This is a genomic window from Phenylobacterium sp., from assembly GCF_036264965.1.
Taxonomy (GTDB): Bacteria; Pseudomonadota; Alphaproteobacteria; order Caulobacterales; family Caulobacteraceae; genus Phenylobacterium.
The window spans coordinates 24,160-34,976 of the sequence record NZ_DATAPY010000130.1; the positions used below are offsets into that span (position 1 = coordinate 24,160).

Below are 10,817 nucleotides of genomic sequence, written 5' to 3' on the forward strand. Positions count from 1 at the left end.
GAAGGTACGCTTACTTTCCGGAGGCGGGGACCGTAGGGGCTTCGGGAACGGCGGCGGCCGGCGGCGGCGGGGCGATCTCGCCGCGCAGGGCCTGGGCCGGGATCGGCGCCGGAGCCGGAGCCGTAGGCGTGGCCGCGGCTTGAGCCGCCGGCGGCGCCGGCGCCTCGACCGGTCCGCGAAGATCATGGGCCATCGGCTTGTCCAGCGCCTTGCCGTCGATCAGGAAGCCGGCCATGTCCGGCTCGGCGCCAGGCAGGTTGCGGTTCTTGTCGTGGTCGATGTCGCCCTGGGTGACGATGTGGGGCGTGACGATGATCAGCAGCTCCGTCTCATTGCGCTGGTAGCGGGTCGAACGGAACAGGGCCGACAGGATCGGGATGTTGCCCAGGCCCGGGATCTGGTTCAGGTCGGTCTGGGCGGTGTGCTGGAAGAGGCCGCCGATCGCCAGGGAATCGCCGTCCCGCAGCTCGACCGTGGTGTTGGCGCGCCGCATCGTCAGGGCCGGCACGGTGACGTTGTCGACCCGCACGGTGTTGGTGGGATCGAGCGCGCTGACCTCCGGCGCCACCAGCAGGCGGATCTTGCCGTCCTCCTGCACGGTGGGTGTGAAGTCGAGCTTCACGCCGTACTGGCGGAATTCGATGGTGATCTGCTGGTTGCCGGCGGGCACCGGGAAGGGGAATTCGCCGCCGGCCAGGAAGCTCGCCTTTTCGCCCGACAGCGCCACCAGGTTCGGCCGCGCCAGGGTGCGGATCATGCCCTTGGACTCGAGCGCCTGCAGGGTGGCGTCGATGGTCGTGTTGCCCGAGCGACCCGAGAAGCTCAGCACGCCGCTGGGCGGCGAGCTGGAGATCAGGCCGTTGCCGTAGCTGAAATTGACCGAGTTGTTGCTGATCGTGGCGCTCAGGCCGATGTCCCGCGAGGTGGAGCGGGTGGCTTCCAGCACGCGCACTTCCAGCAACACCTGCGAGCCGGCGGCCCGCAGCATGGAGGTCACGGCGTCGGGGGCGAGCTTGTCGGCGATGGCCTTGGCGCGCAGGGCCGCGCCGGGGCTGGAGACGTCGCCGGTCAGCAACACGCCTTCGCCCAGGCTCTGGACCTTGATGTGCTCGTTCGGCAGGGCCTGGGCGAGGTCGCGCTCCAGCAAGGCGGCGTCGACGCCGACGCGCACGTCGATCACCTGCATCAGACGGCCGCCGGGGCCGTAGACCAGCAGATTCGTGGAGCCGACGTCGAGGCCGCGGACATAGAAGCTGCGGTCGGTGGTGGCGACCACCTCGGCGATGTCCGGCTGGGCGACGACGATCTTGCTCGCCGGCTCGTCCAGGCGGAAGGACAGCGACTTGTCCTTCGGCACGGTGATGACGCGGCTGGGCGCCTGTTCGCTCATCATGGCGTCGGCGTGGGCCGGCATGGCGACGGCGCCGACACTGAGCAGGGCCAGGGCGGCGGCCGTTGCGACGGCCAGTTGGCGCGGCATGGTCAGGAACTCCTGAGGATGCAAGACGGGGAAATTCACGAGGCGTGCCCGGCCGAGGCGACGGCCATCCCGGCTGCCTTGGCGCCGTCGGACCCTGCGGAGCCGGGAACCGCCGGCGGAGCCGCCGGCGCCTTGGGCGCGCGGTCCTTGTGTGAGGACTTGTGTGCGCCGTCGCCCTGGCCGTCGCCCTCGATGATCATGATCAACGGGGTCGCCATCGGCATCGGCGCGCCGGTCGGGCGGACACGGCGGACGCGGATCGGCTTGGCCTCGCCACCGCCCACGAAGCTCGCGCCATGCATCGGCGACGTCTGGGCGACCTCGGTCGCGCCGGTGCGGCGCAGCGCCAGCGACAGCTTGCCAAGGTCGCCGGCCACCGCCAGCTTCTGGGCGTCGGGCACGGTGACCTCGAGGGTCGCGGTGTTGGGGTTGGCCGGCTTGTTGGAGGCCTGGTCGGCGTTCAGGTCGACGCCGAGGACGCGGACGTCCTGGATCACCACCTCGGAGACGTAGTTGTGCTTCTGCTGGTCAGCGGACAGGTCGCGCATCAGCACGACGTCCACCCGGTCGCCCGGCAGGGCGTGGCCGCCCACGCCGGTCACGTCGGTGACCTTTATGGTGTAGGCGCGGAAGCCGTCGCGGATCTCCGCGGCGACCGAGGCCCGCGCGCCGGGGCCGGAGAGCTTGGCCGGCAATAGCGGCTCGCGCGCCGCGATCGGGGTCAGCGCCACCGGGGCGCCGCCGCCATCCTGGGCCAGCACCTGGGCCGTGGTCGTGAAGGCCCCCTCCGGCACGGCGTTGGCCGGAATGGTGAGGATTTCGATCTTGGTGGCGTCCAGCTTGTCGCCGAACTTCATGGCGGCCTTGGCTACGACCACCGGCACGCCGGAGACCGGCGCGGCGGCGACCTTCACGGCCCCCGTGTTAGGGATCATGGTCTTCGCCACCACGAGGGCGGCGAGGCCGAAAAGGGCGCAGCCTCCGAGGCTGACGATGGTGACGACGCGCATGGTTATCCGTCCGCCAAAAAACTCTTTTGAGATCGTGACCTTAGGGAGTGGAGGCTTGCGATATCCCCAACAAACCTGGTGAATAGCGCATCAAGCATTATGAACCGTGAAGAAGCTGAACCGTGGCGCGGGCCCCGCGATCGCCCTTGCCTGAGGTAGGGATGCGGCTAGGGTCCCTTCGCGCCGCGCGGAAGGCCCGCCGCCGGCCGCTATGAAATTTGCAAATTTTCGCGGAGGACGACGATGAAGCTGCGCCGGCTGGGGACCTCGGGCCTGAAGGTCAGCGAGGTCGGGTTGGGCTGCAACAATTTCGGCATGCGCATCGACGCAAAAGCAACGCAAGGCGTCGTCGACGCGGCGCTGGATGCCGGCATCACCTTTTTCGACACCGCCGACATCTATGGCGGGACCAAGTCGGAGGAATTCCTCGGCAAGGCGCTGGGCAAGCGGCGCGGCGACATCGTGCTGGCCACAAAGTTCGGCATGGCCATCGGCGGTGACGATCGCAAGAAGGGCGGTTCGCGCCGCTGGATCATGACCGCCGTCGAGGACAGCCTGCGGCGGCTGGGAACCGACTGGATCGACCTCTATCAGTTCCACAGCCCCGACGCGGATACCCCGATCGAGGAGACCCTGCGCGCGCTGGACGATCTCGTGACCCAGGGCAAGGTCCGCTACATCGGCAATTCCAACTTCACCGGCTGGCAGATCGCCGATGCGGACTGGACAGCCGCCGGCGGGACGCGGTTCGTCTCTGCTCAGAACCTCTATTCCCTGCTGGAGCGGAAGGTGGAGTTCGAGGTCCTGCCGGCCTGCGAGCATTTCGGCCTGGGCTTCCTGCCGTTCTTCCCGCTGGCCTCCGGCCTGCTCAGCGGCAAGTACAGGCGTGGCGAGGCGCCGCCGGACGGCAGCCGTCTGGCCGCCTGGGGCGCGCGGGGCCAGGCCGCCATGAGCGACAAGAACTTCGACAAGGTCGAGAAGCTCGAGGCCTGGGCGGCCCAGCGCGGCCACACGATCCTGGAACTGGCCTTTGCCTGGCTGCTGGGCCACGAGGTGGTGTCGTCGGTGATCGCCGGCGCCACCACGCCGGAGCAGGTGAAGACCAACGCGGCGACCGCGGACTGGGAACTGACGCCGGAAGAGGTGGACGAGGTCGGCAAGCTGATCGGCTGAAGCCTTTCAGGCGGGCGCGAGCAGCCCCTGTAGCCGGCGCAGGCCGCCCCGGACCAGGGTGCCGTAGGCGTCGTCCGGCAGCGCGTCGATCCGCCGTTCGGCGCAGGCCACGTGGCGCCGCGCCCGCTCCAGGTCGCCGAGCCGGCGATAACCTTCCGCGACGCTCAGGTACAATGACGGGAGGCCGCTCTCAGGGATGTCGAGCGAGGGCTTCCGGTCCTCGGGTTCGCGGCTACCGGTGGCGGCCTCCAGGGCCCTCAGGTCCCATTCCAATTCGCCGGCGATGTCGGTTGCGGTGTCCGCGAGATGATGGGCCATGCTGCAGAGTTGGAGCGGCGCTCCGCCGGGCCAGAGCCTTTCCCAAAGATCGAGCAGGCGCGCGCGGCTCTGCTGTTTATCGCTGAGCTGGATCGCAGCCAGGATGTCCGCCATCTCCGGTGAGGTTACGTCCATCGTAAGGTCCTGGCTTGCTCACTCGGCAGGCACAGAACGTATAGAGAACATAGCTAGGCCGTCAAGCCCGGCGCTGACACCGGAACAGGTGAGCGAGCTGACCGGCTGACGGACCCAAAACCGCTCATCCCGGCGAAGGCCGGGATCCAAGCGGCGACGGCGATCTTGCAAAAGTGGCCGGCTTCTCGCTGACTCAGCCTGGATCCCGGCCTTCGCCGGGATGAGCGGGGAATAGATGTACGACCTCTTGAAAGGCCTGCGCGTCGTCGAGGGTTCGGCGTTCGTGGCTGCGCCGACCTGCGGGCTCTATCTGGCGCAGATGGGCGCGGAGGTGATCCGCTTCGACGCGATCGGCGGAGGGCCGGACTTCCGCCGCTGGCCGCTCGCCGAGAACGGCTCCAGCCTCTATTGGGAGGGGCTGAACAAGGGCAAGAAGTCGGTGGCGCTCAACCTTTCGAGCCCCGCCGGCCGCGAGATCGCCCAGCGGCTGGCCACCGCGCCGGGCCAGGACGCCGGCCTCTTCGTCACCAATTTCCCGGTGGACGGGTTCCTGTCCTTCGAGGCGCTGAGCAAGCTCCGCCAGGACCTCGTCTGTGTGCGGGTGATGGGCTGGGCCGACGGCGCGCAGGGGATGGACTACACGATCAACGCCGCGCTTGGCCTGCCGCAGATGACAGGGCCGGCGGACGATCCGCGGCCGGTGAACCATGTGCTGGCGGCCTGGGACCTTTTGACTGGCGCCTACTGCGCCTTTTCCTTGGTCTCGGCCCTGCTGGCGCGGATGCGCACGGGCGAGGGCCGCGAGATCCGCTGCCCGCTGTCGGACATCGGCGCTGCGACCATGGCGAACCTGGGCTTCACCGCCGAGACGGCCCTCGCCGGCCATCAGCGGCCCAGGATGGGCAACGACATCTTCGGCGCTTTCGGCCGCGATTTCCGCACCCGCGACGGCCAGACCCTGATGCTGCTGGCGATCACGCCCAAGCAGTGGTCGAAGGCGCTGGAGGTCCTGGGCCTAGCCGCCGCGGTCGCGGCCCTGGAGGCCGGGCTGGGCGTGTCCTTCTCCGCCGACGAAGGCCTGCGCTTCACGCACCGCGCGCGACTCTACCCGCTGTTCGAGCAGGCCTTCGCCCAGCGCACGGCGGCCGACCTGGCGCCGGCCTTCGACGCCGGCGGCGTCACCTGGGGCGCCTACCAGCCGCTGGAGGCGGCGCTCGACGATCCGCGGCTCTACAAGGACAACCCGGCCTTCCAGACCATCCGCCACCCGAGCGGCCTCAGCTATCCCGCGCCCGGCGCTATGGCGACGATCCCGCAGGATCAGCGGGGCGAGGTTCTTCCGGCTCCGCGGCTTGGCCAACATACCGATGAAGTGCTGGCGCAAGTGCTGGGCATGTCCTCCGGCGAGATCGCCCGGCTGCATGACGACGGCGTGGTGGCTTCCTAAGCGGCGCCTCAACGCCCATCTGTACGCCAACCGAGGAGAGCGAGATGGCCAGGGCAGCGGCGAAATCCCAGGGCGACGGCAAGCCGGACATCTGGCTGGCGGCGGGGGTGCGGACCCCCTTCACCAAGGCCGGCGGACCGCTGGCGAAGATGGACGCGCTCGACCTCTCGGTCCCGGTGGTCAAGGCCATGCTGGCCAAAGGCGGGCGGCCGGACCTGATGAACTGGGGCGCGGTGATCCCCAACCTGACCATGAGCAACCTGGCGCGCGAGGCGCTGATCTCGGCGGGCGGCGACCCGTCGATCCCGGCGTCGTCGACGGTGATGGCCTGCTCGACCAGCATGGTCGGCGCCTTCCAGGCGGCCGGGATGCTGGACGACGCCGCGGGCCGCAGCCTGGCCCTGGTGGGTGGCGCGGAGGCCATGAGCCGCATCCAGATCGGCCTGTCGCAGCCGCTCTCCGACGACCTGCGCAAATTTCTGGAGGCGCGCGATTTCGCCGGCCGCTGGGCGGCGATCCGCCAGAGCAGGCTGGGCGACGTCCGCCTGTTCATCCCGCAGATCAAGAACCGCGCGACCGGCAAGTCGATGGGCGAGCACACCGAGGAGATGGCCAAGGGCTGGAACATCAGCCGCGTCGAGCAGGACGAACTGGCCCTGGCCAGCCATAAACACGCCGCCGCCGGCTGGGCGAGCGGCTTCTTCGACGACCTGGTGCTGCGCCTGGAGGAGGTCGGCCGCGACAACATCATCCGCCCCGACTCGAGCCTGGAAGCGCTTGCCAAGCTGAAGCCCGCCTTCGACCGCACCAGCGGCGCGGGCACGCTCACCGCCGGTAACTCCAGCCCGCTGACCGACGGGGCGGCGGCCATGTGGGTGGCGACCGCCGAGGGGCTGAAACGCCTGCCCACCGAGGTCCCGCGGGTGCGGCTGGTGGACTATGAGGTCAACGCCATCAACCTGTTCGACGAATATCTCCTGATGGCGCCGGCCTATTCGATCCCGCGGCTCCTGGCCCGCAACGGCCTGACGCTGGGCGACGTGGCGCTGTGGGAGCTGCACGAGGCCTTCGCCGCCCAGGTGGCGACCCACATCAAGGCGATCCAGGACCCGGCGTTCCTGAAGGACAAGGCCAAGGTCACGGCCAAGCTCGGCAAGTTCCCCATGGATCGGCTGAACCCCAACGGCGGCTCGACCGCCATCGGCCACCCCTTCGGCGCCACCGGCGCGCGGATCCTGAGCCAGGCGATCAAGGAATTGTACGCCATGCCGAGCGGCTCCCTAGCCATCGTCAGCATCTGCGCCGACGGCGGCCAGGGCACGGTGGCGTTGCTTAGGCGGGACTAGAAGTCAGTCCACGAACCACACGAACCACACGAACGCGTCCGGTCCTGCGAGGCCCGCGCAGCGGGCGCCTTCCATTGGAACCACGGAAAACACGGAAAGATCACGGAATGGCGTCGGCGCTTTCCGTGCTCCTTCCGTGTTTTCCGTGGTTGAATTAGTTGAGCCTCCGCTGTCGCAGAGTCTCGGAAGCCAGCCCGTTCGTGTGGTTCGTGGGCGACTAAGTCGCGCTGAGTTTCGCCAGCACCGCGCCTTCGCTGACCTGCGCGCCCAAGGTCACCGACACGGTCTCCACCACGCCATCGAAGGGCGCGGCGAGGGCGTGTTCCATCTTCATGGCTTCGAGGGTCAAGAGGCCCTGGCCCTTCACCACCTTGTCGCCGGCCTTGACCGACAGGCCGGTGACCTTGCCGGGCATGGGCGAGCGGATCTGGCCGTCGGCGGCGCCGGCGGCCTCGTCGGCGGTGGGCGGGTGGCTCGCGAAGACGAAGGCCTCCCCGGATTCGAAGACCACGATCTCGTCGTCGTCGATGAGCAGGACCGAGCGGCCGGCGGCCATCTCCGAGAGCCCGGCGATCACCGGCTTGCCATGCAGAAACAGGCGCACGGTGTCTGAGGGCGCGGCGTTCAGGCGGAAGCCGGTGAGGTCGCGCCAGGGCGAAGGATCGGGCGCCTGGGTTTCGTCCACCACCATGGCCGCCTCGGCGGCGGCGGCCAGGGCGGCGGGCGAGGGCTCGGGCGCGGCGGTCAGCTCGGCGAGGTTGCGCTCGATGAAGCCGGTGTCGACGTCGCCGGCGATGAAGTCAGGCGCCTCCAGGCAGCGGGCCAGGAACCCGGCGTTAGTTTTCACCGGCCAGACCTCGACGGCGTCGCAGGCCTCCGCGAGCTCCGCCAGCGCCTGCTCGCGGGTCTCGGCGTGGGCGATCAGCTTGGCGATCATCGGGTCGTAGAAGGGCGTGACCTCGCCGCCTTCCTCGACGCCTGTGTCAGCGCGCACAGTGGGCGGCAGGGCGAAGTGCTCCAGCACCCCGGTCGAGGGCAGGAAGCCGCTGGCCGGGCTCTCCGCATAGAGCCGAGCCTCGACCGCGTGGCCGGCCAAGCCGATCTCGGCCTGCTTCAGCGGCAGGGGCTCGCCCGCGGCGACGCGCAGCTGCCATTCGACGAGGTCGAGACCGGTGACCATCTCGGTGACCGGGTGCTCCACCTGCAGGCGGGTGTTCATCTCCATGAACCAGATGCGGTCGGGGCGCAGGCCGGCGCTGGCGTCGGCGATGAACTCGACGGTGCCGGCGCCCACGTAGTTCACGGCTTTCGCGGCCTTCACGGCGGCCGAGGTCACCGCCTCGCGGGTCTTGGCGTCCATGCCGGGGGCCGGCGCCTCTTCGATCACCTTCTGGTGGCGGCGCTGCAGGGAGCAATCACGCTCGTAGAGGTGGACGACGTTGCCCTGGCTGTCGCCGAACACCTGCACCTCAATGTGGCGCGGGCGGGTGACGTAGGTTTCCAGCAGCACCCGGTCGTCGCCGAAGGCGGCCTTGGCCTCGCGCCGCGCGGCGCCCAGGGCGGCCTCGAAGCCGGCGGCCTCGTCGACCCGGCGCATCCCCTTGCCGCCGCCGCCGGCCACGGCCTTGATCAGCACCGGGAAGCCGATGCGGGCGGCTTCCTTGGCCAGTGTCGCTTCGGCCTGATCTTCGCCGAGGTAGCCCGGCGTCACGGGCACGCCGGCCTTGGCCATCAGCGCCTTGGCGGCGTCCTTCAGGCCCATGGCGCGGATCGCCGAGCTGGGCGGACCGATCCAGATCAGGCCGGCGGTCACGACCGCGTCGGCAAAGTCGGCGTTCTCGGAGAGGAAGCCGTAGCCCGGATGGATGGCCTCGGCGCCGGTGGCCTTGGCCGCGGCGATGATCTTTTCGGGGACCAGATAGCTCTCGCGCGCCGCGGCCGGGCCGATCAGCACCGCGCGGTCGGCGTCGGCCACGTGGGCGGCGCCCGCGTCGGCCTCGGAATAGACCGCGATGGTTTCAAGGCCCATACGGCGGGCCGTGGCGAAGACCCGGCGGGCGATCTCGCCGCGGTTGGCGACCAGGACGGATTTGAACATCAATGCACCGTCGCCAGCCCGACCAACAGCAGGCCGAGGATCAGGAAACCGAAGGCCCAGCTTGAGCCGATGAACAGCAGGAACATGCGGATCAGCGTGCCGAACCAGCTGATCTTATAGGTCCCGCGCATGTGCACGAAGAGGTGCACGGGCGAGAGCAGCAGCAGCCAGGCCCCACCGTCGACTACGACGCCCAGGCCGAAGACCACCGACAGCAGCAGTCCCTGGAACGCCAGGGAATGCATCGAGAAGATCAGGTGATCGAAGACATAGACGCCCTTCTTGAAGACGAAGAGCACGCTCAGCATCACCGCCGCGATCGGCAGCATGAGGATGGCGAGTCGTTCCGCCCACTCCGCCACAGCCGCCTTGAAGGCCTCCGGATTGCCGAGCGCCTTGATCATCTGGGCGCGGAGCCATTTCCCGGCACGGGTCGCCGTGGGCGCCGGCTTGGCGAACTCCACGCGCATGGCGTCTATGGCCTGCTGGAAATCGGCCCGGTCGGACGGCGACAACGACTTCTGGATTTCGGGGCTGTCCAGGGCCGCGAGCTTGAAGTTGGTGCTGTTGGCCCGCAGGTCGAGACCGCCGGTGAAGAACACCAGCAGCACGACGATCAGGAAGATGCGGAACGGCGGCACCTGGGCCGCGCGGTGGCCATCGAGATACTCCCGGGTCAGCGTGCCGGGCCGCACGACCAGGCGCGGCAGGGTCTTCCACAGCCGGCCGTCCAGATCCGTCAGGCCCTCGGCCGCCTCAAGGGTCAGCCGCCAGATCGAGCGGTTGTACTTCTCCGCCCGCTGGCCGCAGGCGTAGCACCAGGGCCCGGCGACGGCGGTGTGGCAGTTGGGGCAGGGCGCGCCGATCGGCAGACTGTGCTTTGCGGCGCGCGCGCCCTCGTGGGCGATGCTGTCCGCTGTGACCGCTTCGAGAAGGTCGTCGCCGGTGGCCATGGCTACATTCTGAACACGCCGAAGCGCGTCTCCGGGATCGGGGCGTTCAGCGAGGCGGAGATGGAAAGTCCCAGGACGTCGCGGGTCTGGACCGGGTCGATGACGCCGTCGTCCCACAGCCGTGCTGTGGCGAAGTAGGGGTTGCCCTCATCCTCGTAGCGCTGGCGGACCGGCGCCTTGAAGGCCTCCTCCTCTTCCTTCGTCCACTTGTCGGCGTCGCGGTGGACGGTCGCCAAGACGCTGGCGGCCTGTTCGCCGCCCATGACGCTGATGCGGCTGTTGGGCCAGGTCCACAGGAAGCGCGGCGAGTAGGCGCGGCCGCACATGCCGTAGTTGCCGGCGCCGAACGAGCCGCCGATCAGCACCGTGAACTTCGGAACCTCGTCGGAGGCGACGGCGGTGACCAGCTTGGCGCCATCCTTGGCGATGCCCCCGGCCTCGTACTTGCCGCCGACCATGAAGCCCGAGATGTTCTGCAGGAAGATGAGCGGGATCTTCCGTTTGCAGGCCAGCTCGATGAAGTGGGCGCCCTTCAGCGCGCTCTCCGAGAACAGCACCCCGTTGTTGGCCAGGATCGCGACGGGATAGCCCCAGATGCGCGCGAAACCGGTGACCAGCGTCGTGCCGTAGAGCGCCTTGAACTCGTCGAAGTGGGAGCCGTCGACGATGCGGGCGATCACTTCGCGCACCTCGTAGGGCGCGCGCACGTCGCTGGGCACGATGCCGTAGAGCTCTTCCGGGTCGTAGGCCGGCGGCTGCGGCTCGGCGAGCGCCAGGTCGATGGTCTTGACCGTGTTCAGGTTGCCTATGATGCGGCGCACGATGGCCAGCGCCTGCTCGTCGTCGGCGGCCACGTG

9 protein-coding genes are annotated in these 10,817 nt (G+C 69.1%); 3 read left to right on the forward strand and 6 right to left on the reverse strand.

Annotated elements, in window-relative coordinates; translation table 11 throughout:
• Positions 1-10: 10 nt before the first annotated feature.
• A complete protein-coding gene (locus VHS75_RS17515) occupies positions 11-1,480 on the reverse strand; it encodes a type II and III secretion system protein family protein (protein ID WP_329639901.1) in 1,470 nt (489 codons plus the stop codon).
• A gap of 35 nt (positions 1,481-1,515) precedes the next feature.
• The gene (gene cpaB / locus VHS75_RS17520) at positions 1,516-2,490 is read right to left on the reverse strand and encodes a Flp pilus assembly protein CpaB (RefSeq protein ID WP_329639902.1); all 975 of its coding nucleotides are present in this window, start codon (positions 2,488-2,490) and stop codon (positions 1,516-1,518) included.
• Between the two features lie 243 nt (positions 2,491-2,733).
• Here cpaB and VHS75_RS17525 point away from each other — a divergent pair, with 243 nt between their 5' ends.
• Positions 2,734-3,663 (forward strand): aldo/keto reductase, encoded by a 930-nt coding sequence (locus tag VHS75_RS17525; protein WP_329639903.1) that lies wholly within the window; start codon positions 2,734-2,736, stop codon positions 3,661-3,663.
• 6 nt (positions 3,664-3,669) lie between these two features.
• On the opposite strand, the gene VHS75_RS17530 is transcribed toward VHS75_RS17525, so the two are convergent.
• Entirely contained in the window at positions 3,670-4,095 is a 426-nt protein-coding gene (locus tag VHS75_RS17530; RefSeq protein ID WP_329639904.1) for a hypothetical protein, read from the reverse strand.
• A 256-nt stretch (positions 4,096-4,351) separates the two neighbouring features.
• On the opposite strand from VHS75_RS17530, the gene VHS75_RS17535 reads away from it, so the two are divergent.
• Complete coding sequence (locus VHS75_RS17535; RefSeq protein WP_329639905.1) at positions 4,352-5,563, forward strand: CoA transferase; 1,212 nt, start codon at positions 4,352-4,354, stop codon at positions 5,561-5,563.
• A 44-nt stretch (positions 5,564-5,607) separates the two neighbouring features.
• Entirely contained in the window at positions 5,608-6,909 is a 1,302-nt protein-coding gene (locus tag VHS75_RS17540) for an acetyl-CoA C-acyltransferase (RefSeq protein WP_329639906.1), read from the forward strand.
• Positions 6,910-7,126: 217 nt separating this feature from the next.
• Here the strand turns inward: VHS75_RS17540 and VHS75_RS17545 are convergent, their stop codons facing one another.
• From VHS75_RS17545 to VHS75_RS17555, 3 genes are all read right to left on the reverse strand, one after another.
• Positions 7,127-9,007, reverse strand: coding sequence for an acetyl/propionyl/methylcrotonyl-CoA carboxylase subunit alpha (locus tag VHS75_RS17545; protein ID WP_329639907.1), 1,881 nt, complete (start codon positions 9,005-9,007; stop codon positions 7,127-7,129).
• Positions 9,007-9,960 (reverse strand): DUF3667 domain-containing protein, encoded by a 954-nt coding sequence (locus tag VHS75_RS17550; RefSeq protein ID WP_329639908.1) that lies wholly within the window; start codon positions 9,958-9,960, stop codon positions 9,007-9,009. Before VHS75_RS17550 ends, VHS75_RS17545 begins: the two co-directional genes overlap by 1 nt.
• A 2-nt stretch (positions 9,961-9,962) precedes the next feature.
• Positions 9,963-10,817: carboxyl transferase domain-containing protein (locus VHS75_RS17555; RefSeq protein ID WP_329639909.1), on the reverse strand; the 855-nt coding region annotated here is incomplete at its 5' end.

Excerpts from the sequence above, each read along its gene's own strand:
- VHS75_RS17550 (WP_329639908.1), bottom strand. The coding sequence starts at position 9,960 with ATGGCCACCGGCGACGACCTTCTCGAAGCGGTCACAGCGGACAGCATC.
- VHS75_RS17530 (WP_329639904.1), bottom strand. The coding sequence starts at position 4,095 with ATGGCGGACATCCTGGCTGCGATCCAGCTCAGCGATAAACAGCAGAGC.
- cpaB (WP_329639902.1), bottom strand. The coding sequence starts at position 2,490 with ATGCGCGTCGTCACCATCGTCAGCCTCGGAGGCTGCGCCCTTTTCGGC.
- VHS75_RS17515 (WP_329639901.1), bottom strand. The coding sequence starts at position 1,480 with ATGCCGCGCCAACTGGCCGTCGCAACGGCCGCCGCCCTGGCCCTGCTC.
- VHS75_RS17545 (WP_329639907.1), bottom strand. The coding sequence starts at position 9,007 with ATGTTCAAATCCGTCCTGGTCGCCAACCGCGGCGAGATCGCCCGCCGG.
- VHS75_RS17540 (WP_329639906.1), top strand. The coding sequence starts at position 5,608 with ATGGCCAGGGCAGCGGCGAAATCCCAGGGCGACGGCAAGCCGGACATC.
- VHS75_RS17535 (WP_329639905.1), top strand. The coding sequence starts at position 4,352 with ATGTACGACCTCTTGAAAGGCCTGCGCGTCGTCGAGGGTTCGGCGTTC.
- VHS75_RS17525 (WP_329639903.1), top strand. The coding sequence starts at position 2,734 with ATGAAGCTGCGCCGGCTGGGGACCTCGGGCCTGAAGGTCAGCGAGGTC.